Genomic DNA, 22,063 nt, shown 5'->3' on the forward strand with positions numbered 1-22,063 from the left:
CATCCATCGCGGCTCGGCGCCGCGTTGACTGCGGCGGCGCCGAACCTCATCGCAGGGCTTATTTCTGGGTGAGCCAGGTTTTGACGTTGCGCGCGAAGGACTTGGACAGGCGCTGCGCCATGACATCAGGCGCTCCCGATGTTGTCGCCGCGTTGATTGCGACGGCGACAATCACGCCGTAGCCGCTCCCGCGCATGGAGAGGTCTTCGCCGTGGATGTTTTGCGCTTGGGCAATCAGTTGTCCTGTCTGGGCGTCCTCCAATCGGACTGTCCCGTCGATCATGCTGTCATGGCCGCCGATGATCCTGGCCTGCTTGGTGGTGACATCGAAAACGTGCAGCGTCACGACCAACCTGCCGCGCGTGGGACCGCCCGGCAGACCCACCAATTCCTTGTTCATCGTCGCTTGAAGGGTTCGGATCGCATCCGCCACCTGCTGATCGGGCTTGTCCCCGAAACCAAACGTCTTGACGTCGGGAGCCATCTCGATCCGGATTTCACGGACCGAAGTTCGCTGAAGAGCAGCGATCAGCCGAGGATCGGTTGTCGTGACGCAGGACGCCAGGGTCGCCGCCAGAAGAAGAAGGGTCAAAAAACGCACGATACGCATTAAAAACTCCGGAATTCTCTTAAAAATCAGGTTGATAGTTGTTGTTGATCACCACCGCATCGACGTGCTCGCGTAAAACAGGCCGTCGGCCCCGTTGTCGACGCTGCCGGCCATGAGGTGCGAATAGCCGATGTCGAGATTGACGGTGCCGCCGACCGCGCGGGCGCCGACCGTCCAGCTGGCGAGGTCGCCGCCTGTTATATCGAAGCGCTTCTGCGCATAGACGTGGCCGTAGTCGAAGCCGAGATAGGGGCGGAGTTCGCCGAACAGCTTCGCGGCCGCGCCGCCGCTTTCGTTGGATTTGGTTCGCCAGACGATCTCGTTGTGAGTGAATACGCCGTTATTGCCGAAGAGCAGGCTTTCGCGCGTGCCGCGGACATTGCTGTAGCCGCCAAGCGAGATCTGCTCGGCGCCGAGCAGATTGTCCGGCGAATATTGGCCGCTGACGAGCGAGGTCAACTCGAACTGCCGGCTGGCGGCCTCGAATGGCTGCGTCACGCTGATCGTGGCGTTGAACTTCGAAAATCGCGGGTCCGCGTCCCCTGCCCCCGGCTCTCCGGTCTTGACGGCGTCGAAAAGGCCGAGCCCCCTGTCATAGCTGGCGTCGAACACCCAGATGCCGCCGAACATGCGCCGCGAATGGGAAATGCCGAGATCGCCGACCGTATAGCGGCGGCTGCCGACTTCGATCAGGTTGCCGAGCAGGAAGTTGTTCGTCTGCTTGTAGGTCAGGCTGCTGCGGACGGTGGTGATCGAATCCTTGTCGCGCAAGATGACGCGGTCGATGCCGAGACCCACCTGCCCCGAATTGCCGGATGTATCGAGCGATGAGAAGTTTCCTTCGACCGCACTTTCATACTGGTACCAGGAACCGTTCAGCGAAACGGTGGAGTAGCCGTAGGGAATGCTGACACTGCCGGAATAGCTGTTGCCAAATCCCCTGCCGTCATCGTCCCAGGGATAGTCAGGGCCGCTATGTTCGTATGAAAAATTCCACTGATCGTTGATATCGAGCAGATCGTCGAAACCGAGCGACGCCGAGCTTCTGGAAAAGCCGGTGCTTTCCTGCCCCATGTTGTTGTTGCCGAGGGAGACGTGCCAGGGCCTGCCCTGACGGTTTTCGATGTTCAGGATGGATGTTCCGTCCTTGGGGCCGGGCAGCATGGCAGACTTGGCGTCATTGGCCTGCAGCCGGTTCATCTGGTCGAGCCCCTGCTCGATATCGCGGATATTGACGACCCGGCCGATCAGGCCTGGAAACGCCGTCGCCAGCGAGCCGCTGCCGGATATTTTCTTGCCGTTGAGATAGATATCGGACAGCGTGCCTTCGACGACGAGCAGGCGGAGGACCCTCGTCTTGCGGATATCCTGCTGCGGCACATAGGCCCGCGAGGTCACATAGCCATGATCGATATAGAGGTGCGTGACGTCCTTGAGGACGGCGTTGATCTCGGCGAGGCCGACGCATCGATTGCCGTAAGGCGCCGTCACCTTGCCGAGTTCGCTCGGCGACAGCAGGTTCGCCCCGTCGATCTCGACGCGCGTGATGTCGAAGCAGGCGCCCTTTCCCTGGCCGGCGGGCAATGGGCCGTTTTCCGTCTCCTCGCTACCGCCGGGCGTTGCCTGGCGAAGGGCATCCAGCCGCTGCTTTTGCGCCTGCTCTTCCTGGCGGCGCGTGAAATCATCGGCGGGCGACTGCGCGTAAGCGGGGGCGGCACCCAGCAGGAGGGTGGCGCCAGCGGCCAAGACGTATCGAATTTCCATTGTCATTTTGAAATTCGATTACCTGCTGGCTGTGGACTGAAGTTCATCGAGGGCCGTCTTCAGCCCTTTCAGCGAAAAGCGGATATTGACGTCCTGGCCGTTCATCAGCCGCACCAGCCCTTCGGCGGTCGCGCCCTTCTTCAGCACCGCCGCCGTCTTCGTATCCAGTGCCTGCTGCGCCCAGCATCCGGCCTCGTTGCAGTTGCGGTAGTCGAGTTTGGCGACCGGCTTGCCGTCGGCCTTGATCGACAGGCCCGAAGGCAGGAAGACGTTGAGGGGCAGAAGGGCGGTCAGCATCAGCCGCGGCTTGCCCTTCTCGCCCTTGTTCCGGGGATCGGCCGGCGCAGCCGATATCGCCAGCGTCAGCACATTGACGCTCTTGCCGTCCTTGGCGACTTGCGCAACCTGCGCGACCTCGCATGCCTCGGCGCCCGCAGCGCCGGTGCAGCGGTAATACCAGTCATCGAATTTCTGGGACTTCATGGCGGGCGCCGGCTGTCCTGCCGGGCCGGGAGATTGCGCGAGGCATGGATTGGCGCCGGCCATCAATATCAGAGCGGGGACGATGATACGGAAGCCCCGTTTTATGCCGCTTTTCGAAAATCTGCTCATTGAAAATGCAACTTCAGGAAGATTTTATTCACGTGTAAAGCCATATCGCTACAATCGATCGGATGGTCAACCTTGACGTGTCAGGACGGTAAAGTTTGTGTTAGAGATTTACTTCGTGCTCCAAGACATCAAATCACCCTACCCCAAGCCTTTCAGCAAGAAATCACCCATGAATTCTGGCAGGTCCGAATAAAGTTGACCGTAGAGACAATAAAACGACACGCAACTTACGCGAAGCTGTTGCAACACCCTCTTGAATTGAAAATTTATTTGATAAACGGATAGGACGAACAATCGGCGCAATCCAGAATATAAAGATGCCCTTCCGAAAGGTCAGCCCGCCCTCTTTCAAGAAGAAAGCCTCTTCGGCCAATACACCCACCCCGCTGGACATTACGCATGCCGCAATACGCATGCGGTTATGTCCGCAAATATAGAGGTGTATTCCAGAAATACATTGCACCCACGGTTGCTACTGGTATTCTTTCGAAAAAAGGAGAGGACAGCCGCATGGCGAAACGGCAACGACCGGCCCAGCCCCCGACAGAGCCCGAGGACAGCATTCGGGAAAACCTGGTCAAGACACGAATCGGGGGTGACCTCTCGTCCTTCATGAAAGGCGATTCGGACAACCCCAAGAAAGCCGGCAAGGCTGCGGAGCGTTTCGATGTCGTCATCGAATTCAACCGCGATTCTCCAGGCGGCGTCACGGCGGCGCGGCAGCTCTTGTTCGAAGCGTATCTGCTGCATCTCAACAGGATCGGCGCGACCGACGAGAGCAACAATCTGCGCCGCTTCGGCATGGCGCCGCCGCTCGGCATGCCTGCGATCTCCGAGGACACGAAGCTCGACCTTTCGCAGATCTTTTCGAAAGGCAGCAGGATCGCCGCCAAATCGCTCTGGACCGACAGCTATGTTTTCGCCACCCTGACCCGGGAAGCCATCGGCCGGCTATCGACCTGGACGATGCCGAGGAGCGATGATGAAAAGACCAAAAGCGACGGCAAGCAGAAGGATATTCCGCTCGTCTACAAGATCTGGCACGACCACGAGATCTATCGTTGCGTCTATGAATCAGTCCGGACGATCAAAGGCGACGCGGCGCAGGCCTCCTTCGCGGCCAGTGGAAAAGGCATCGTCTGGGCCGTGGCCGACACCGGCATCGACGAGACCCATCCGCATTTCTCGACGCTGAAGACGCTCGAACTGCCTGACGGACTCAGCCATTGGGACTTTACGTCGGACAATCCCGATCCGGCATCCGCGCCGAAGACCGCGCTGACCGACACCGCCGGCCACGGAACCCATGTCGCCGGCATCATCGCAGGCCGGACATCCCTGTCGGAAGCCCCGAAGACGAGCGGAATCAAGAAAATCTCGGTCACTTCGGAAATACGCAAAGAGGACGACACGAAGTCCAAGGTCACGGAGGAGCATCAGGGCGTGATCTCCGGCATGGCGCCGCATTGCAAGCTGATGAGCCTGAAAGTGCTCGTCAACGACAAGCAAGGCAGGCTCAGCAATTTGCTGGCCGCGATCAACTACGTCCAGCGTTCGAATGATTATGGGCGCAACATCAAGATCCATGGGCTCAACCTGAGCCTCGGCTATCCCTTCAACCCGGTATGGTTCGCCGCCGGGCAAAGCCCGCTCTGCGTCGAGGTCAACAGGCTGGTGCGCTCGGGCGTCTGCGTGGTGGTCGCGGCCGGCAATGCCGGCTATGGCACGGTGACGCAATTTTCCGGAGCCCCGGAACGCGCCGCCCATAGCGGCACGATCATGGATCCCGGCAATGCGGCGCTCGCCGTCACGGTCGGCTCGACCCATCGCGACATGCCGCATACCTACGGCGTCTCCTATTTCTCCTCGAAGGGACCGACCGCCGACGGGCGCATGAAGCCGGATCTCGTCGCGCCCGGCGAGCGCATCGTCTCCTGCGCGCTTCCTGATGCTGCCAAACCGAGCGAGGCGCCGTTCCGGGAGGATACCGGCACCAGCATGGCGACGCCGCATGTTTCCGGCGCGATCGCCGCTTTCCTGTCGGTCCGGCGTGAATTTCTCGGCCAGCCGGAACGCGTGAAGGAAATCTTCGTCGGCGCGGCGACCGATCTCAAACGGCGGCCGGAGTTTCAGGGCGCCGGCCTGCTCGATCTGATGCGAACGCTGCAAGCTGTGTAGGAGGACACATGGACACGCTTGGACCCTCGCCATTCCTATGGCTCGAATTCGACAAGGACGGTGCGATCGATGCCGCGCTGACGGAAAAGCTCGCCGCGCTGCTCAACCAGCCCGATATTACCGATCTGATCGTGATGTCGCACGGCTGGAAGAACACCAAGGACGATGCCCGCACGCTCTACGGAACGCTCTGGGCAAACGCCTGCAAGAAGCTTGCGCCCGACAAGGCGCGCCGCACCATCGTCGCCGGCATCGTCTGGCCGGCCAAGGCCTACCGCACCGATTTCGACGAACGGACGCTGGTGACGGCGGGCGGTGGAGCCCAGGCAGCGGATGGGGCGGCGGCCCCGGTCCAGGATCTCGACGAAGAGGCTTTCAAGAAAGTCCTGGCCGATTTCGAGGATCTCTTCGGGCCGGACGGCTCTGACACATCGGAACAGGCACGGGCCGCAGCCGAGACCCTCGATGAAACGACGTCACTTTTCCTCGTCAGAAAAGGCAGGGAGGCGATCGGCTCGCCCCAATCCGACACGGAACTCAAGGCGGATGCCGAACCGATCGCACTGGCGACTGCGGATGCCACCAGCGCCAAGGTGCTGATGGAGGGCCTCGTCCCGCCACCGACGTTCAATCTGGAAAGCTCGGTCGGTGAAGCGCAAGGCCTCGGCGACATCGTCTCGGGCCTGATCTCCGGTCCGCGGGCAGCGGTAGCACGCTTCCTGAACCAGCTCACCTATTACGAAATGAAGAAACGCGCCGGCATCGTCGGGGAGGCATTGACCAAAAGCGTGCTCTCGAAGCTCGCACCGCAGCAACCGATCCGGCTGCATCTGGTCGGCCACAGCTTCGGCGCCCGGCTGGTCTCGGCGGCGGCAAACGGGCTCGCGCCCGTGCCGAAGCTGGAATTCTTCTCGCTCACTTTGCTGCAGGGCGCCTTTTCACACAATGGTTTCGCCAAAGAGATCAAGCCGGGTCTTGCCGGCGCCTTTCCCAATGTGGTGGGCAAACCGACCGGCCCGATCTGCATCACCCACACCCACAACGATCTCGCCTGCACGCTCGCCTATGCTCTGGCTTCGCGCCTCTCGCGCGATATCGCCAAGAGCATCGGCGATGCCGACGACGAGTTCGGTGCGATGGGGGCGAACGGTCCGCAGCACCTGAAGGCGGGCCAGGCCGTCGAGGACGATACGGATGCCGTCTTCGCCCCGAAAGCCGGCAAGGTGAACACTTTCCTGGCGGACAAATACATCATCAAGACGGCCGCATCGGATGCCCATAACAATGTCACGAACGAAGAGGTCGGACGGCTGCTGGCAAAGATCGTCGGCTGACCGTCTTTCGTGAATTGGCCGCATCGCAGAGTTCGCGGAATTGTCATTTTCGGGATGACATGCGCGCCGTTCTCTGCAAGAACAAACCCGATGAGAGACAGGGGCGTCCGTCGGCAGACGGGCTGAGAAGCACCCTTCGAACCTGAACCGGATCATGCCGGCGGAGGGAGTCGCTCGGGGTTGGGCTTTGCCCGCATGAACCGCCCCGTGCCTGCCCCGCCTGAAAGGGGCACTATGCAGATGAAGACCACGTCGGGAGCCATGCTGAAGGCGATGCGCGAGAAACCGCCGCTCGTTCAGTGCATCACCAATTACGTCGCCATGAACATCGCCGCAAACGTCCTGCTGGCATCAGGCGCCTCGCCGGCCATGGTGCATGCCGCGGAAGAAGCCGGTGAATTCGCCGGCATCGCCAATGCACTCACCATCAATATCGGCACGCTCTCGACGCAATGGATCGAAGGCATGCGGGCGGCTGCGAAGGCCGCCAACGCAGCCAGCAAACCCTGGGTGCTCGATCCGGTCGCCCATTACGCCACGGCCTTCCGCCGCGGGGCGGTGGCCGACCTTCTAGCTCTTCGCCCGACGATCATCCGCGGCAACGCTTCCGAGATCATTGCGCTTGCCGGCGGAGAAAGCCGCGGCCAGGGCGTCGACAGCCGCGATCCGGTCGAGCAGGCGGAGGATTCGGCACGGCGGCTGGCGGAGCGGCAGCAGGCGATCGTCGCCGTCACTGGTGCGGTGGATTTCGTCACCGATGGGAAAAGAGCCGTGCGTGTCGCAGGCGGATCGGCCTTGATGCCGCAGGTCACGGCACTCGGCTGCTCGCTCACCTGCCTCGTGGGCGCCTTTGCCGCGACCGCGCCTGAAGATCTCTTCGGCGCGACCGTCGCCGCCCTCGCGACCTTCGCCGTCGCCGGCGAAGATGCGGCGCTGGGTGCTGCCGGCCCCGGCTCCTTCTCCTGGCGCTTCCTCGATGCGCTGGCGGCGATCGACGCCGAAACGCTCGATGCCAGGGCAAGGGTATCGGTCGCATGAAGCGCTTCGACCTTTCGCTCTATCTGGTCCTCGATCCCGATCTCTGCGCCGGGATCGGCATGATCGAGACCGCGCGCCTTGCCGTTGCCGGCGGCGCGACGATGGTGCAACTGCGCGACAAACATGCCGGCACGGCCAGAATGATCGAGACCGGCCGCGCCTTGAAACAGACGCTTGCGGGAAGCGGCGCGCTGCTCGTCGTCAATGACGATGTCGAGGCGGCGATCGCCATCGGCGCGGACGGTCTGCATATCGGCCAGGAGGACATGGACGCGCGCAAGGCACGAACGATGATCGGCCCGGACATGATCCTCGGCCTCTCGGTCGAGACCGCCCAGCTTGCCGGCGCCGTCGATCCCGGTCTCGTCGATTATACCGGCGTCGGACCTGTCTTTGCGACGCCGACCAAGGCTGACCACAAGCAGCCGATCGGCTTCGATGGCCTAGCGATGCTGGTGAAGGCCTCGCCGGTGCCGTCGGTCGCCATTGGCGGCCTCAAGGCGGAGCATGTGACCGAAGTGTTTACAGCCGGCGCCAAGGGGCTTGCCGTCGTCTCCGCCATCTGCGGCACCGCAGATCCCGAAGCCGCCACGCGCCGCATCGCCGCAGAAATTCGAAAGGTGCGTCCATGATCCGCAACGTTCTCTCCATCGCCGGTTCCGATCCCTCGGGCGGCGCCGGCATCCAGGCCGATCTCAAGGCCTTTTCCGCCCGCGGCGTCTATGGCATGGCGGTGCTGACCGCGCTGACGGCGCAGAACACGCAAGGCGTCAGCGGCGTGCATCTGGTGCCGCCGCAATTCGTCGCCGACCAGATCAATGCCGTCTTTGCCGATGTACGCGTCGACGCCGTCAAGATCGGCATGATCGCCAATGCCGGGATCGCCGAAGCCGTCGCCGCAGCCCTTGCCGACCGGCGCGGCATTCCCATCGTCATCGACCCGGTGATGATCGCCAAGGGGGGCGCTTCCCTGCTCGCGCCGGAGGCCGTTGACGTGCTGACCGGCCAGCTGCTGCCGCTCGCAACGCTCCTGACCCCGAATCTGCCCGAAGCCGCGGCCCTGTTGCACCAGCCGGTTGCGACCAATCGCGACGAGATGGCGGTGCAAGCCGAGCGACTGCGCGCGCTCGGCCCCGCCGCCGTGCTGGTCAAGGGCGGCCATCTCGACAGCAACGAAAGCCCGGACGTGCTTGCCACGGCCAGCGGCCTGCACTGGTTCGAAGCCCGACGCGTGCCAACCAAGAATACGCACGGCACAGGCTGCACGCTCTCCAGCGCGCTGGCGGCCGAGCTTGCCAAAGGCGCCTCGGCGCAGCAGTCGGTCGCGATCGCGAAGGATTACCTCGCTGACGCCGTCGCCGCCGCCGGCAGCCTCACCGTCGGTTCCGGCCACGGCCCGGTGCAGCATTTTCATGCGCTTTGGAAAGAGGACGCGTAAGCGCTCGCATCAGCGAACACGTTGCAAATCGAAACGGCCCGGTCCTACCGGGCCGTTTTTGCATTTGACTTCTACTCCACGTGAAGCCGCTCACATTTAAAATCCCTGTTGACAAGCTCGGCCGGATGGCCAAATCTATAACACTAAAAGGGGATACATTCCGCAATAACGGAATATTAGGAGGAGCGACAGGTGCCAGACCTGCTTGTGAGCTTGTATTCTGCCGAGCTCGCCGACCTGAAACAGAAGGCCGATCATGTCGGCGTCTCAGTCCGTCCGGCCCTCCCGCCGGAGCTGCATCTCGTGGTCGGCTGGGTTCGCGAACAGTTCAGTGAGAACTGGGCAAGCGAAGTTATGGTTGCCTTCTCCCGCCAGCCCGTTGCCTGCCTCATCGCCTCCGAAGGCGGCAAGCTCTTGGGCTTTGCCTGCTATGATACGACGGCGCGCGGCTTCTTCGGCCCCACCGGCGTCGATCCGCAAGCGCGCGGCAAGGGCATTGGGCTCGCGCTCTTTTCCGCCTGCCTTCAGACCATGAAAACAATAGGCCACGCCTACGCCTTCATCGGCGATGCCGGCCCGGTCGATTTCTACGCCAAGACGGCAGGCGCGATCCCCATCCCCGCCCCCGACAAGGGCATTTACGAAGGCATGCTCAGAAGCGCGCCGAAATGACCATCTGATACCGGAGTTACAGAATTGTCCTCGACCCCGCTCGCCCTTTTCGTCGGCCTCCCGAACCCCAGGATTTCGGATGATGAATTCGCCCTCTTCCGCGAGACCAATCCGCTCGGCCTCTTCGTCGGCCGGCGCAATCAGCGCGAGCCGGAGCAGACAAGGCGCCTGATCGACCGCTTCCGCGAAGCCGTCGGCCGCGACGACGCGCCTGTCTTCACCGACCAGGAAGGCGGCCGCGTCCAGCATCTCGACGCCGGCCCCTGGCCGCTCTTCCGCAGCTTCGGCCAGTTCGCCGAACTGGCGCGCCGCGATTTCGATCTCGGCAAGAAAGCGCTGCGCCTTTCCTCCCAGGCCATGGGCGCGATGATGACGGAGCTCGGCCTTTCCAGCGGTTGCTCGCCCGTTCTCGATCTCGTCTTCGAGACGACGAGCGCGGTCATCGGCGCCCGCTCCTTCGGCCCCGATCCCGATTTCATCGCCGCCCTCGGCCGCGAGGTGGTCGATGGCTTGCTCGAGACCGGCAATATGCCCGTCATGAAGCACATTCCCGGCCACGGCCGCGCCACGCTCGACTCCCACAAGGAGCGTCCGGTGGTCGATGCCAGCCGCGAAACGCTCATCGCCACCGATTTCAAACCCTTCGTCGCGCTGAAGGATACGCCCTGGGCGATGGTCGCCCATGTCGTCTATTCGGCCTACGACGCCGAGCTGCCGGCGTCGATCTCGCCTGTCATGCACGACGTAATCCGCAACGACATGGGCTATGACGGCGTGCTGATCTCCGACTGCATCTTCATGGAATCGCTCGCCGGCACGCTGCCGGAACGCGTCAGACAAGTGCTCGATGCCGGCTTCGACATCGCCCTCCACAGCCATGGCGACGTCAGGGAAAGCGAAGCCGCCGCCAAGGCCGCCCGCCCGCTGACGGATGCAGCCCTGAAGCGGATCGCCGCCGGCAAAGCCCGCCTCGGCACTCTCAAGATTGATTATCGCGCCGCCCATGCCGAGGTCGAAGACATGTTTGCAAGCGCGCCGGCCGCCTGACCGGCAGATCATTTTTCACGCATAAGAAAAAGGGGAATGGAACATGAAAAAATATCTTCTTGCAGCCGCAGCACTCACACTGCTTTCGGGATCCGCCATGGCGCAGACGATCCTGACCGCGAATATCGAACCGGCGACCACCTGGGTTCGCAACTTCAACCCGTTCAACCAGACCTCGTCGCGCCAATCGACACTCGACTTCATCTACGAGCCGCTTGTTATTTTCAACCGCTTCGACAGCAACAAGCCGGTCTATCGCCTGGCCGAAAGCTTCAAGCTCTCCGACGACCTGAAGAGCATCGAATTCAAGCTGCGCCCGAACCTCAAATGGTCGGACGGTAAGCCGCTGACCGCAGCCGACGTCAAGTTCACCTATGACTATCTGAAGAAATTCCCGGCGCTCGATTTCGTCAGCATCTGGACCTTCGTTACCGACGTCCAGGCCGTCGACGGCCAGACGGTGCGCTTCACGCTCGCCAATCCGAGCTCGCTTGCCGCCGAGCAGATCTCGCAGCTGCCGATCGTTCCCGAGCATGTCTGGAAGGATGTCACCGATCCCGTCACCTTCGCCAACGAGAGCCCGGTCGGCAGCGGCCCGCTGACGGAAGTGCCGCGCTTCACCGGCCAGACCTACGACCAGTGCCGCAACCCGAACTACTGGGACAACGCGCATCTGAAGGTCGATTGCATTCGCTTCCCGCAGCTTGCCGACAACAACCAGATCCTGACGGCGACCGCCGACGGCACGCTCGACTGGGGCGTCTCCTTCATTCCCGATATCGACAATGTCTATATCTCGAAGGATCCGGCGCATTTTCACTACTGGTATTCGCCGAGCAGCATGGTCGCCTTCCTGTTCAACTTGGAAACGGCGAACGAGAACAACAAGAAGGCCTTCGACGACGTGAAGTTCCGCCGCGCCATCGGCATGGCGCTCGACCGCAAGACGATGATCGACGTCGCCGGCTACGGCTATCCGACACTCAACGAAGACCCCGGCCTGATGGGCGAGCTCTACAAGAGCTGGGCGGACCCTTCCATCAAGGCCGACTTCGGCAAATACGCGACCTATGACGCCGACGCCGCCAAGGCGCTGCTCGACGAGGCCGGCTACAAGGACAAGGACGGCGACGGCTTCCGCGACAATCCCGACGGCAGCAAGATCTCCTTCTCGATCATCGTCCCGAACTCCTGGACGGACTGGGTCGACACGGTCAACATCGCCGTCGAAGGCATGCAGGCGGTCGGCATCGACGCCAAGATCGAAACGCCTGAAGAAGCCGTCTGGACCGGCAACCTCATCAACGGCACCTTCGATGCGGCGATCAACAGCCTGCCGGCATCGGCCTCGCCCTACTATCCCTACAAGCGCGCCTTCAGCGCTTCGGACAAGGGCAAGACCCGCTTCACCGCGCAACGCTGGTTCAACCCCGAGGTCGAGAAACTCGTCACCGAGTTCACCCAGACCGCCGACCTTGCCAAGCAGAAGAATGCGATGAACAAGGCACAGCGCATCGTTGCCGAAAACATGCCCATGATCCCGGTCTTCAACAATCCGAACTGGTATCAGTACAACACCAAGCGCTTCACCGGCTGGTCGACCAAGGAAAATCCCTTCGTCAATCCGTCGATCTCGCGCACCAATCCGGCGCGCCTGCTGAACCTTCTGGCTCTCGAGCCTGTGAAGTAAGCATCATGGCCTTGGGAGCGGTGGTGAAACACCGCTCCCGTCACGACGGAGTTCCCATGGCTTTCCTGCTTCGCCGCCTCGTCTTTTACATGGCAGCCTTCATCGCGGCAGCGACGATCAATTTCTTCCTGCCCCGGCTGATGCCGGGCGATCCCGTGCAGATCATGTTTTCGAGCGCCGGCACCGAACTGCCGCCGGAAAGCCTGCAGGCGTTGAAGCTCACCTTCGGTTTCGTCGACGGCCCGCTCTGGCAGCAGTATCTCACCTATCTCGGCAGCATCTTCACCGGCGATCTCGGCCGCTCGATCAAATATTTCCCGCTGCCCGTCACCTCGGTGCTCGGCCATGCCCTCGTCTGGACCGTCGGCCTGATGGGAACGGCGACGATCGTGAGCTTCGCGCTCGGCACCTTCCTCGGCATCCTCGCCGCCTGGCGGCGCGGCAGCAGGTTCGATGTCGTCGTCTCCGTCGGCGCGATCTTCGCAACCTCGGTACCCGCCGTGGTGACGTCGCTGATCGTGCTCTTCATCTTCGGCTTCACGCTCGGCTGGTTTCCGAACGGCTATGCCGCCGATCCCTCGCTCGATCCGGCCTTCAGCCTGCAGTATATCGGCAGCGTCGCCTATCACGGCATCCTGCCGATGGTCACGCTCTGCACGGTGCTGATCGGCGGCTTCACCGTCACCATGCGCAACAACATGATCAACCTGCTCGGCGAGGATTATATCGTCATGGCCCGCGCCAAGGGCCTTTCCGACCGGCATGTGATGCTCTGGTATGCGGCGCGCAGCGCCCTGCTGCCGACCGTCTCCAGCCTTGCGATCGCGATCGGCACCATCCTCGGCGGCTCGCTGGTGGCTGAAGTGGTCTACAACTATCCCGGCCTCGGCAACATTCTCTACCAGGCGATCCTCGCCCGCGATTACCCCGTCATCCAGGGCCAGCTCCTGATCATGACCGCGACCATGCTGATCGCCAATTTCATCGTCGACGTCAGCTATATCTTCCTCGATCCGCGGCTGAAGGGAGCATGAGATGAGAACCCTGCTTCGAAACCGCAAGGCGCTGATCGGCCTCGTCATCATCGCCTTCATCGTCATCGTCGCGATCGCGGCGCCGCTGCTGACGCAATATGATCCAGCCGCCCGCACCGGCAGGCCGCATCAGCCGCCGTCGCTCGACCATATTCTCGGCACCACCCGCATCGGCCAGGACGTCTTCGCCCGGCTGCTTTACGGCGCGCGCACCTCGCTCGCCGTCGGCTTCGGCGCCGGCCTGCTGATCACCCTCGTCGGCACCGCGCTCGGCATCATCTCCGGCTATCGCGGGGGCAAGACGGACGAGATCATCAGCTTCTTCACCAACATGGTGCTCGTCGTTCCCAACCTGCCGCTGCTCTTGGTGCTCGCCGCCTTCATCGGCCAGGCAAGCCCCGTCGTCATCGCCCTCATCCTCGGAGCCACCTCCTGGGCTTGGGGCGCACGCGTCACCCGCGCCGAAACGCTCTCCGTCAAGCACAAGGATTTCGTCAAATCGGCCGAGATGATGGGCGAGCCGCAATGGCGCATCATGACATTCGAGATCTTCCCCAACGTGATTTCAATCGTCGGCATCAACTTCATCGGCAGCGTCATCTTCGCCATCATCACCGAAGCGACGCTGGAATTCCTCGGGCTCGGCGATCCCAAGGCGATCTCCTGGGGCACGATGCTCTATAATGCCCAGAAGGCCTCGGCGCTTTCGGTCGGCGCCTGGTGGGATATCCTCACGCCCTGCTTCGCGCTCGCCTTTCTCGGCATCGGCATGTCGCTGCTCAACTTCGCCGTTGACGAGATCGCCAATCCGCGGCTGCGCACCGGCAATCACCTGAAGCGCTGGTCGCTGCTCGTCCGTTCCGGGGAGGGCCGCCTTTGACGCAGCCGCTGCTCTCGGTGAGGAACCTCACCATCGACTATATCGGCGAGGAGAAGGATTTCCGCGCCGTCGACGACGTCAGCTTCGATGTCGCGCCGGGCGAAGTCTTCGGCCTTGCCGGCGAATCCGGCTGCGGCAAGAGCACCATCGCCTTTGCCATCAGCCGCCTGCACAAGCCGCCGGCGCTGATCCGCAAGGAGAGCCGCATCCTGCTCGACGGCCGCGACGTGCTCGGCCTCGACCGGCAGGCGCTCAGCGCCTTCCGCTGGCGCGAGGTCGCCATGGTCTTCCAGAGCGCCATGAATTCGCTGAATCCGGTGCTGCGCATCGAGACGCAATTTTGTGACGTGCTGCGCACGCATAAGAACATGAGCCGCGTGCAAGCCCGCGAGCGCACCGCCGAAATGCTGAAGCTCGTCGACATCGCGCCGGACCGCATGCGCGACTATCCGCACCAGTTTTCCGGCGGCATGCGCCAGCGCATCGTCATCGCCATCTGCATGGCGCTCGACCCGAAGCTCGTCGTCATGGACGAACCGACGACGGCGCTCGATGTCGTCGTCCAGCGCGAGATCCTCCAGCGCATCAACGAGCTGCGCCGCAGCCTCGGCTTCTCCGTTCTGTTCATCACCCACGATCTCGGACTGATGGTGCAATTCTGCGATCGCATCGGCATCATGCTCGGCGGCAGGCTCGTCGAGCAGAACGATGCCGGCGCGATCTACAAGACGCCGCAGCATGACTACACGAAAAAGCTCTGGGCCTCCTTCCCCTCGCTTCATGGAGGCGTGCTGCTATGAGCGAAACCATCCTCGCCCTCGAGAAGGTGACGAAGACTTTCGGCCACGGCACATCGGCCGTCCACGCCGCTCGCTCCATCTCCTTTTCGCTGCGGGCCGGCCGGGCGCTGGCGCTCGTCGGCGAATCCGGCAGCGGCAAGACCACCTGCGCCCGCATAGCGATGCGCGAATATCAGCCGACCTCAGGGCAGATCCTCTACAAGGGCCGCCCCGTCGAAGACGCCAAGGCGGATGAGATCGCCCGCTACCGCCGTTCGGTGCAGATGATCTTCCAGGACCCCTTCGCCTCGCTGAACCCGGCGCACACGATCGCTCACCACCTCAAGCGTCCGCTGAAGCTGCATCGCCCCGACATTAAGGGGGCTGATATTGAATCCACGGTGCGCGAACTCCTGCAGCGCGTCCGACTCGATCCCGATCTCGTCGCGCCGAAATATCCGCATGAGCTCTCAGGCGGCCAGCGCCAGCGCGTCAACATCGCTCGCGCGCTCGCCGTCAAGCCAGAAGTGATCGTGGCGGACGAGCCGACCTCGATGCTCGACGTTTCGGTGCGCCTCGGCGTACTGAATCTGCTGAACGAGATGAAGCAGGAGATGAATCTCGGGCTGCTCTACATCACCCATGACATCGCCACCGCCCGTTACGTCGCCGAGGATATCGCCGTGATGTATTCCGGCCAGATCGTCGAATGGGGCAGCACCGCGGGGGTGATCGACAATCCGCTGCATCCCTATACCAGGCTGCTGCTCTCCGCCGTGCCCGATCCCGATGTCCGCTTCGAAGACCCGAAAGCCCGGCTGAGGCCTGAGGAAGTGGAGGATATCCGCCGCCGTTCGGCCGCGCCGCAGGACGATATCGTCGAAGTGGAGCCGGATCATTTCATCCGCGTAGTCTGAGGCGCTTGCTGGCCTCGTACTTCGCCCTATGCTAGGGGACGGTTCCTTTCATATGAGGCGAACCGTCATGCTGCCCTGGATCCAGCTCGATTCCGCGACCATTCCCGGCGAAGACGGTGAACTCAGGCTGAAGCAGCGCGGCAGCGAATTCTCGATCATGCTCGGCGCCAACGAGTTGATGAACAGCCGCCTCAGCGGCTCGGAGGAAGCGCTCGCGACCCTTTCCTGGGAGCGGATCAAGGCACACCCGAAACCGAGGGTGCTGATCGGCGGCCTCGGCATGGGCTTTACCTTGCGCGCCACCCTCGCCGTCCTTCCCGAAGATGCCGGCGTCACCGTCGCCGAACTCGTGCCCGCCGTCGTCGCCTGGGCGCGCGGACCGATGGCCGAGGTCTTCAAGGGCTGTCTCGACGATCCCCGCGTCGGCATCCATCAGGGCGATGTCGGCGAGGCGATCCGTGCCGGCAAGGCTGCCTATGACGCGATCCTGCTCGATGTCGATAACGGCCCGGACGGGCTGACCCGTAAATCCAATGACCGGCTCTATGATTTTAACGGCCTTCGCGCCGCCCGCGATGCGCTTCGCCCCGGCGGCGTGCTCGCCGTCTGGTCATCCGGCCCGGACCCCGATTTCACGCGCCGTCTCAGGGACAGCGGCTTTTCCGTCGACGTCGTCAACACCCGCGCCAACCGCAAGCGCGGCGCCCGACATATGATTTGGCTGGCCGTCAAATCGGCCCGCTGACGAATAACCCGGGAAAGCCGTTCAGGCGGCGTCCGTCTGCGGTTCGCCGTCGGCGCCATGCCCCCGGAATGCCCGCAGCATGAGGTCGAGAAGCTCCTTGGTGGGCTCGCTGCAGAAGAGGATCTCGGAAATCTCCTTGACGCTCTCATCCGGCAGCTCCCACCACCTGAGCTGCATCATGAGATCGCGGATTTCGGGATTGAAGCGATATCTGATGTGCTTGGCCGGATTGCCGCCGACGATCTCGAAAGGCTCGACATCCTTGTAAACATGTGAGCGGGCGGCGATGACCGCGCCGTCGCCGATGGTAACGCCCGAAAGGATGGTGGCTCCGAAGCCGATCCAGACATCGTTGCCGACAACGACGTCGCCCTTCGTACCGCTCGGCTGCTTGATCCCTTCGCCGCCGAGTTGCGACAGAAATTTCGCATGTCCGAAAGGATAGGTCGTGAAGCAATTGGTCTTATGCTCGCCGCCAAGCAGGATATTCACGTCCATAGCCACGGAGCAAAATCTGCCAACCCGTAATGACGCGCCCTGGTCGTAGGTAAAGATCCGGGTCCCCAAAACGCCGTAGGAATACTTTCCGATATACACGCGGCTCGCCCCAAATTCGAGTACGCGGTCCTCAGCTTCTGCATCATTCATAGACGGTCCCTCAATTGCCGGAGATTATGCCGGGCAAAGCTTTCGCGAAGCTTGGGTGACGCAACAAATGCGTGTCGAGGAACCGCGCAATGAGGAGCGGTCAATCAACTCCCCGAAGCGATCCTCCGGGCGGCATTGATGGCCCGGCGGGCGCCGGCGCGCAGTTGCACGGTCTCCGCGCCGGCGATGACCAGGTCGAAACCGAATTTCAGCAGTTCGCCGGCCCGCTCGCCGTCGCCGGCATAGGCACAGGCGAACTTGCCGTGGGCGCGGCAGCGCGAAACGGCATGCTGCATGGCGCTGTCGATTTCGGCGGCATTCGGCGCCACCTGATCGCCGTTCGACAGCGCAATCGAAAGGTCGGCTGGGCCGACGAAGATGCCGTCGATGCCGGTCACTCCGAGAATGCCGTCGATCGCGTCGAGAGCGGCGCGGGTTTCGACCATGGCGATGGCGACGGTGAGTTCGTTGGCGTTCTTGAGATAGGCATCGGCCGATAGGCCCATATGGTTCAGCGCCAATGACGGCCCCCAGCTGCGCTCGCCGAGGGGCGGATATTTCGTGGTCCTGACGAGCGCTCGCGCATCTTCGGCCGAATTGATCATCGGCGCGATGATACCGGAAGCACCGGCATCGAGCAGCCGCGAAGCGGAGGCAAAATCGCCGACGGGAATGCGCGCGATGGCCGGCTTGCCGGCAAGACGCGTCTGAGCGACGGCATTTGCCGCCGACTGCATGTCCCACATGCCATGCTGCATATCCAGCACGACGGCATCGAAAGCTTCCTGCGCCAGATGGTTGACGAGGATGGCGTCGGGGATGCCGACCCAGGCGGAGATCATGCCGCCCTGGTGCTTCCTGATCCGGTCCGCAAAGCCATCGATTTCAGCTGCGCTCATGCCATTCTCCTCATTTCGACAGGCCGTCAACGGCCGGATTGCCGCCAAGCGGCGGCAGCAATTCACCCTCTCCGGCGCAGCCGCGAGAGGATGATCATCACGACGATGCCCGCCGCCGCAAGGAGGGCGCCCCAGAGCATCCAGATCGGCTGGGCGATCATGAAACTGGACGCCGGATAGGGAAAATAGCCGCTTCCCTGCCCGATCCAGATCAGGCCGAGCAGGACCATAAGCAGTCCGATGACATATCCGATCGTTCGCATGCTTCAGCCACCTTCTCCATGGATTCGCCCCACAATGTCGATCGGCATCGCCGATGACAAGGCTTCTCCCGAGGAGAAATGCAACCGCCGCTAACCGTTTCTCTTCACCTCATCCGATAGCCAGGCGCTGAGCCTCTCGCTGTGGGCGTTCGGGGATCGCGGCGGCACCAGCCAGTAACCGCGGTCGCGCGCCTCCAGCGGCGGGCCGGCTTCGACAAGCATGCGCGCCGAAAGAAGCGTATCGACGAGGCCCATCCAGCCGATCGCCACGCCCTGCTCACTCAGAGCGGCCTGAACAACCAATGAATAGGTATTGAAACTGATATCGCCGCGGTTGGCATTGATGTTCCGCACGATGGAGAATTCGGCAAAATAACTGCGCCAATCGAACCAGGGCGACGGCATCGGCGCGTCGAGATGGATGAGCCTCGCCCCGCCAAGCTGTCCCGCGTCGCGGAAAGGGCCGTTGCGGTCGAGAAAGCCTTGCGTGCAGACGGGCACGACCCTCTCGGGCAGCAGAAGCGTGCCGACGGCGCCGAATTCCGCCCGCGTGCCGAAAACCACCGCGACATCGGCCTCGTCGCGAAATCCGGCCGCAAGCCTCTGGGTCGCGACGATCTGTATATCCGTCTCCGGGTGCAGAAGACGAAAGCTCTCCATGCGCGGGATCAGCCAAAGCGCCGAGAAAGCATAATCGGTTCTCAGCCTGACGACCGGCCTTTGGGCTTCGGCGCGGAAACTGCGGGCGAGCGCATCGATGTCGCCGACCGCCTTGGCGGCCACGTCGAGAAGCCGCTCGCCTTCCGCGGTCAGTTCGACACCGCGATGCTGGCGGCGCAGCAGGCTGACGCCGAACTGCTCTTCCAGCCGGCGGATCTGATAGCTGACGGCAGGCTGGGTCAGTCCGAGAAGCGTCGCAGCCGCCGAAAAGCTCCCGAGCCTGGCGATCTCGACGAAGAGGCGCATCCATCCGAGCTCAGGCGGGCGCTCTGGCATAAAAATCCTTTTGGGCAAACATCAAAAAAAGCTGTCTTTACAGCTGGGATGATAGGCGCTTCAATCAAATCTTCAAATAGCAAAAGGTAATTCCCATGGCGCGCCCGAATATCCTCATCCTGATGGTGGATCAGTTGAACGGCACCCTCTTTCCCGATGGCCCCGCCGACTTTCTTCACGCGCCGCACCTGAAATCGCTGGCAGAGCGCTCGGTACGCTTCGCCAATACCTACACGGCAAGCCCGCTCTGCGCCCCGGCGCGCGCCTCCTTCATGTCCGGGCAATTGCCGAGCCGGACGCGCGTCTATGACAATGCGGCGGAATTTGCCTCCGATATCCCGACCTATGCCCACCATCTGCGCGCAGCGGGATACCAGACGGCGCTATCAGGCAAGATGCACTTCGTCGGCCCCGACCAGCTTCACGGCTTCGAGGAACGCCTGACGACGGACATCTATCCGGCCGATTTCGGCTGGACACCCGACTATACCAAGCCCGGCGAACGCATCGACTGGTGGTATCACAATCTCGGCTCGGTCACCGGCGCCGGCGTGGCCGAAATCACCAACCAGATGGAATATGACGACGAGGTCGCCTATCACGCCACCCGCAAGCTCTTCGATCTCTCGCGCGGCCAGGATGAGCGCCCCTGGTGCCTGACCGTCAGCTTTACCCATCCGCACGATCCCTATGTCGCGCGCCGCAAATTCTGGGATCTCTATGAGGATTGTCCGGCCCTCGACCCGGCGGTCGCGCCGATTGCCTTCGATGAGCAGGACCCGCACTCGCAGCGCCTGATGAAGGCCTGCGACCACGAGGCCTTCGACATCAGCCGCGAGCAAATCAGGCGGGCAAGACGAGGCTACTTCGCCAATATCTCCTATGTCGACGAAAAGATCGGCGAGATTCTCGACGTCCTGCAACGGAGCCGCATGGCCGAAAACACGATCGTCCTCTTCGTGTCCGACCATGGCGACATGCTCGGCGATCGCGGCCTCTGGTTCAAGATGAACTTCTTCGAAGGATCGGCCCGCGTTCCGCTGATGATCTCAGTTCCCGGCTGGACACCGAAACGCATCGATCAGTCTGTCTCGACGCTAGACGTGACGCCGACGCTGGCTGCCCTTGCCGGGATCGATATCGCCTCGCTGAAGCCGTGGACGGAGGGCTGGGATCTCGCAGCGCTTGCCGCAGGCACAGGCAGCCGCGGTCCGGTACCGATGGAATATGCGGCGGAAGGCTCCGAAGCGCCGCTCGTCTGCATCCGGGACGGCCGTTACAAGCTCTCCCTCTGCGAGAAAGACCCGCCGATGCTGTTCGACCTCGAGGCCGACCCCCATGAACTTGACAATCTGGCGGAAAATCCGGCGCATGCCGATGTCCTCGCAAGACTTGTCGAACAGGCCAGCCGGCGCTGGAACCTTGCCGATTTCGACGCAGCCGTGCGCGAAAGCCAGGCGCGCCGCTGGGTGGTTTACGCCGCGCTTCGCAACGGCGCCTATTATCCCTGGGATTATCAGCCGCTGCAGAAAGCCTCGGAGCGTTACATGCGCAACCACATGGACCTGAATGTGCTGGAGGAAAGCCAGAGGTTCCCGCGTCAGGAATGATCTTCTGACTAAGCCGACCTCAGCGCCGGCGCTTCGCGCAGGAAATCCTCGATGAACTGCTTTTGCAGCAGGATGCCGTCCCATTCGTCGGGGAAAAACGGCGAGTCGTAAATCAGCGTGAAAGGACCGGCGTAACCAGCCTTCTCGCACATCTCCAGGCACTTGCGGTAATCGTCGGCATCGAGGCCGGCAGCGCCGTAATCGGCCTTGGCGTGGCAAATTTCAGCGCGGCGCATGATGTCGGCGAGGCCCTGATATTTCGCCGGCGCCGCCCAATTGCCGAGATCGCCGTTGAGCCCGACCTTGCCGTCCAGTTTGTCCAGCAGCCAGTTCATTTCGACCGGCGACGGCAGCAGGTCGAACCAGTTCTCAACGACGACCCGCACGCCGCTGCCTTCCGCCCTTTCAGCCAGCCAGCCAAGGTGGCGGGCGGCACGGGCAAGATTTTCCTCCGTCGGCTTCTGCTTGCCGGCGATGACACGCATCCTCTGCGCCCCGAGGGTGGCAGCGATGCCGATCCACTGCGCCATCCATTCGACGTCGCGTTCGGCGGTTTCGGGATGGCTCGGATCGCCGTCTTCGACGAGCAGTGTCTGGAACAGCACGTTCGACGCCGCCATCGCATCACGCAATTCATGAAGGTAGGCGGCATCGAGGCTCGGCAGATGGAAGGAACAGACCTCCAGCCGATGGATGCCTCGCGCCGCGAGCGCCGCCGGCAGGTCGATCAGCGCCGCCGCACCCGGTCCATAAGGCTCTTTCGGCGCGGCACTTTTATCGAGATCGGGACTATAGCCATGGACGGCGCCGAGCAGCCGATGCAGCGACCATGTCGAAACCGCAAAGCGTCCGTTCTGCAAAACCTGCATGTACCGTCCTCCAGGATTTCCTCACGCCATCAATGGCAAC

23 protein-coding genes and 1 riboswitch are annotated in these 22,063 nt (G+C 62.5%); of the genes, 14 read left to right on the plus strand and 9 right to left on the minus strand.

All coding sequences use genetic code 11. The features are described 5' to 3' along the window. Nucleotides 1-58: 58 nt before the first annotated feature. The 4 genes from ATY78_RS18040 to ATY78_RS28245 form a co-directional block, all read right to left on the minus strand. Nucleotides 59-610, minus strand: a complete 552-nt coding sequence (locus ATY78_RS18040; RefSeq protein WP_088683670.1) for a hypothetical protein — start codon at nt 608-610, stop codon at nt 59-61. 48 nt (nt 611-658) lie between these two features. Then, complete coding sequence (locus ATY78_RS18045; protein WP_088683671.1) at nt 659-2,380, minus strand: ShlB/FhaC/HecB family hemolysin secretion/activation protein; 1,722 nt, start codon at nt 2,378-2,380, stop codon at nt 659-661. A 12-nt stretch (nt 2,381-2,392) separates the two neighbouring features. Then, nucleotides 2,393-2,986, minus strand: a complete 594-nt coding sequence (locus ATY78_RS18050) for an invasion associated locus B family protein (protein ID WP_088683672.1) — start codon at nt 2,984-2,986, stop codon at nt 2,393-2,395. A gap of 163 nt (nt 2,987-3,149) precedes the next feature. Next, on the minus strand, nt 3,150-3,401 hold the full coding sequence (locus ATY78_RS28245) for a hypothetical protein (protein WP_141105653.1): 252 nt from the start codon (nt 3,399-3,401) through the stop codon (nt 3,150-3,152). Between the two features lie 197 nt (nt 3,402-3,598). Here ATY78_RS28245 and ATY78_RS18055 point away from each other — a divergent pair, with 197 nt between their 5' ends. From ATY78_RS18055 to ATY78_RS18115, 13 genes are all read left to right on the plus strand, one after another. After that, nucleotides 3,599-5,164, plus strand: coding sequence for a S8 family peptidase (locus ATY78_RS18055; RefSeq protein WP_245313597.1), 1,566 nt, complete (start codon nt 3,599-3,601; stop codon nt 5,162-5,164). An 8-nt stretch (nt 5,165-5,172) separates the two neighbouring features. After that, nucleotides 5,173-6,498, plus strand: coding sequence for a hypothetical protein (locus ATY78_RS18060; protein WP_088683674.1), 1,326 nt, complete (start codon nt 5,173-5,175; stop codon nt 6,496-6,498). An 89-nt stretch (nt 6,499-6,587) separates the two neighbouring features. Then, nucleotides 6,588-6,684, plus strand: a riboswitch (TPP riboswitch). A 48-nt stretch (nt 6,685-6,732) separates the two neighbouring features. Further along, entirely contained in the window at nt 6,733-7,536 is an 804-nt protein-coding gene (gene thiM, locus ATY78_RS18065) for a hydroxyethylthiazole kinase (protein WP_088683675.1), read from the plus strand. Beyond that, a complete protein-coding gene (gene thiE / locus ATY78_RS18070) occupies nt 7,533-8,168 on the plus strand; it encodes a thiamine phosphate synthase (protein WP_088683676.1) in 636 nt (211 codons plus the stop codon). The genes thiM and thiE overlap by 4 nt, the downstream gene beginning before the upstream one ends. Further along, a complete protein-coding gene (thiD, locus tag ATY78_RS18075; protein WP_088683677.1) occupies nt 8,165-8,974 on the plus strand; it encodes a bifunctional hydroxymethylpyrimidine kinase/phosphomethylpyrimidine kinase in 810 nt (269 codons plus the stop codon). The genes thiE and thiD overlap by 4 nt, the downstream gene beginning before the upstream one ends. A 192-nt stretch (nt 8,975-9,166) precedes the next feature. Then, complete coding sequence (locus tag ATY78_RS18080; RefSeq protein WP_088683678.1) at nt 9,167-9,646, plus strand: GNAT family N-acetyltransferase; 480 nt, start codon at nt 9,167-9,169, stop codon at nt 9,644-9,646. 24 nt (nt 9,647-9,670) lie between these two features. Next, nucleotides 9,671-10,693 (plus strand): glycoside hydrolase family 3 N-terminal domain-containing protein, encoded by a 1,023-nt coding sequence (locus ATY78_RS18085; protein ID WP_088683679.1) that lies wholly within the window; start codon nt 9,671-9,673, stop codon nt 10,691-10,693. A 43-nt stretch (nt 10,694-10,736) separates the two neighbouring features. Beyond that, nucleotides 10,737-12,383, plus strand: a complete 1,647-nt coding sequence (locus ATY78_RS18090) for an ABC transporter substrate-binding protein (RefSeq protein ID WP_088683680.1) — start codon at nt 10,737-10,739, stop codon at nt 12,381-12,383. A gap of 56 nt (nt 12,384-12,439) precedes the next feature. Further along, nucleotides 12,440-13,417 carry an ABC transporter permease gene (locus ATY78_RS18095; protein ID WP_088683681.1) on the plus strand — a complete coding sequence of 326 codons (978 nt, stop codon included), beginning with the start codon at nt 12,440-12,442 and terminating at the stop codon, nt 13,415-13,417. Between the two features lies 1 nt (nt 13,418). After that, complete coding sequence (locus ATY78_RS18100; RefSeq protein ID WP_088683682.1) at nt 13,419-14,297, plus strand: ABC transporter permease; 879 nt, start codon at nt 13,419-13,421, stop codon at nt 14,295-14,297. Then, nucleotides 14,294-15,097 carry an ABC transporter ATP-binding protein gene (locus tag ATY78_RS18105; RefSeq protein ID WP_088683683.1) on the plus strand — a complete coding sequence of 268 codons (804 nt, stop codon included), beginning with the start codon at nt 14,294-14,296 and terminating at the stop codon, nt 15,095-15,097. The genes ATY78_RS18100 and ATY78_RS18105 overlap by 4 nt, the downstream gene beginning before the upstream one ends. Beyond that, a complete protein-coding gene (locus ATY78_RS18110; RefSeq protein WP_088683684.1) occupies nt 15,094-15,993 on the plus strand; it encodes an ATP-binding cassette domain-containing protein in 900 nt (299 codons plus the stop codon). Before ATY78_RS18105 ends, ATY78_RS18110 begins: the two co-directional genes overlap by 4 nt. A 67-nt stretch (nt 15,994-16,060) precedes the next feature. Then, nucleotides 16,061-16,738, plus strand: a complete 678-nt coding sequence (locus tag ATY78_RS18115; RefSeq protein ID WP_088683685.1) for a hypothetical protein — start codon at nt 16,061-16,063, stop codon at nt 16,736-16,738. 21 nt (nt 16,739-16,759) lie between these two features. Here ATY78_RS18115 and ATY78_RS18120 read toward each other — a convergent pair whose 3' ends face one another. The 4 genes from ATY78_RS18120 to ATY78_RS18135 form a co-directional block, all read right to left on the minus strand. Continuing rightward, nucleotides 16,760-17,236: a CatB-related O-acetyltransferase gene (locus ATY78_RS18120; protein ID WP_245313600.1), complete on the minus strand. Its 477-nt coding sequence runs from the start codon at nt 17,234-17,236 to the stop codon at nt 16,760-16,762. A 254-nt stretch (nt 17,237-17,490) separates the two neighbouring features. Beyond that, the gene (locus ATY78_RS18125) at nt 17,491-18,285 is read right to left on the minus strand and encodes an aldolase/citrate lyase family protein (protein WP_088683687.1); all 795 of its coding nucleotides are present in this window, start codon (nt 18,283-18,285) and stop codon (nt 17,491-17,493) included. A gap of 62 nt (nt 18,286-18,347) precedes the next feature. Continuing rightward, a complete protein-coding gene (locus tag ATY78_RS18130) occupies nt 18,348-18,548 on the minus strand; it encodes a hypothetical protein (protein ID WP_088683688.1) in 201 nt (66 codons plus the stop codon). Nucleotides 18,549-18,638: 90 nt separating this feature from the next. Beyond that, entirely contained in the window at nt 18,639-19,544 is a 906-nt protein-coding gene (locus tag ATY78_RS18135; RefSeq protein WP_088683689.1) for a LysR family transcriptional regulator, read from the minus strand. A gap of 95 nt (nt 19,545-19,639) precedes the next feature. Here ATY78_RS18135 and betC point away from each other — a divergent pair, with 95 nt between their 5' ends. Continuing rightward, the gene (gene betC, locus ATY78_RS18140; protein WP_088683690.1) at nt 19,640-21,154 is read left to right on the plus strand and encodes a choline-sulfatase; all 1,515 of its coding nucleotides are present in this window, start codon (nt 19,640-19,642) and stop codon (nt 21,152-21,154) included. Between the two features lie 8 nt (nt 21,155-21,162). Here betC and ATY78_RS18145 read toward each other — a convergent pair whose 3' ends face one another. Beyond that, complete coding sequence (locus tag ATY78_RS18145; RefSeq protein WP_088683691.1) at nt 21,163-22,023, minus strand: TIM barrel protein; 861 nt, start codon at nt 22,021-22,023, stop codon at nt 21,163-21,165. Between the last annotated feature and the right edge of the window lie 40 nt (nt 22,024-22,063).

The organism is Rhizobium sp. R635 (genome assembly GCF_002211285.1).
Classification (GTDB): Bacteria; Pseudomonadota; Alphaproteobacteria; order Rhizobiales; family Rhizobiaceae; genus Rhizobium.

Bases quoted from the DNA above. Each gene is read 5' to 3' on its own strand.
- ATY78_RS18045 (WP_088683671.1), bottom strand. From the start codon at position 2,380: ATGACAATGGAAATTCGATACGTCTTGGCCGCTGGCGCCACCCTCCTG.
- ATY78_RS18110 (WP_088683684.1), top strand. From the start codon at position 15,094: ATGAGCGAAACCATCCTCGCCCTCGAGAAGGTGACGAAGACTTTCGGC.
- ATY78_RS18090 (WP_088683680.1), top strand. From the start codon at position 10,737: ATGAAAAAATATCTTCTTGCAGCCGCAGCACTCACACTGCTTTCGGGA.
- ATY78_RS18100 (WP_088683682.1), top strand. From the start codon at position 13,419: ATGAGAACCCTGCTTCGAAACCGCAAGGCGCTGATCGGCCTCGTCATC.
- ATY78_RS18125 (WP_088683687.1), bottom strand. From the start codon at position 18,285: ATGAGCGCAGCTGAAATCGATGGCTTTGCGGACCGGATCAGGAAGCAC.
- ATY78_RS18115 (WP_088683685.1), top strand. From the start codon at position 16,061: ATGCTGCCCTGGATCCAGCTCGATTCCGCGACCATTCCCGGCGAAGAC.
- ATY78_RS18095 (WP_088683681.1), top strand. From the start codon at position 12,440: ATGGCTTTCCTGCTTCGCCGCCTCGTCTTTTACATGGCAGCCTTCATC.
- thiD (WP_088683677.1), top strand. From the start codon at position 8,165: ATGATCCGCAACGTTCTCTCCATCGCCGGTTCCGATCCCTCGGGCGGC.
- ATY78_RS18055 (WP_245313597.1), top strand. From the start codon at position 3,599: ATGAAAGGCGATTCGGACAACCCCAAGAAAGCCGGCAAGGCTGCGGAG.
- ATY78_RS18145 (WP_088683691.1), bottom strand. From the start codon at position 22,023: ATGCAGGTTTTGCAGAACGGACGCTTTGCGGTTTCGACATGGTCGCTG.
- ATY78_RS28245 (WP_141105653.1), bottom strand. From the start codon at position 3,401: ATGCGTATTGCGGCATGCGTAATGTCCAGCGGGGTGGGTGTATTGGCC.
- thiE (WP_088683676.1), top strand. From the start codon at position 7,533: ATGAAGCGCTTCGACCTTTCGCTCTATCTGGTCCTCGATCCCGATCTC.
- ATY78_RS18130 (WP_088683688.1), bottom strand. From the start codon at position 18,548: ATGCGAACGATCGGATATGTCATCGGACTGCTTATGGTCCTGCTCGGC.
- ATY78_RS18040 (WP_088683670.1), bottom strand. From the start codon at position 610: ATGCGTATCGTGCGTTTTTTGACCCTTCTTCTTCTGGCGGCGACCCTG.
- ATY78_RS18050 (WP_088683672.1), bottom strand. From the start codon at position 2,986: ATGAGCAGATTTTCGAAAAGCGGCATAAAACGGGGCTTCCGTATCATC.
- ATY78_RS18060 (WP_088683674.1), top strand. From the start codon at position 5,173: ATGGACACGCTTGGACCCTCGCCATTCCTATGGCTCGAATTCGACAAG.
- ATY78_RS18120 (WP_245313600.1), bottom strand. From the start codon at position 17,236: ATGGACGTGAATATCCTGCTTGGCGGCGAGCATAAGACCAATTGCTTC.
- thiM (WP_088683675.1), top strand. From the start codon at position 6,733: ATGCAGATGAAGACCACGTCGGGAGCCATGCTGAAGGCGATGCGCGAG.
- betC (WP_088683690.1), top strand. From the start codon at position 19,640: ATGGCGCGCCCGAATATCCTCATCCTGATGGTGGATCAGTTGAACGGC.
- ATY78_RS18135 (WP_088683689.1), bottom strand. From the start codon at position 19,544: ATGCCAGAGCGCCCGCCTGAGCTCGGATGGATGCGCCTCTTCGTCGAG.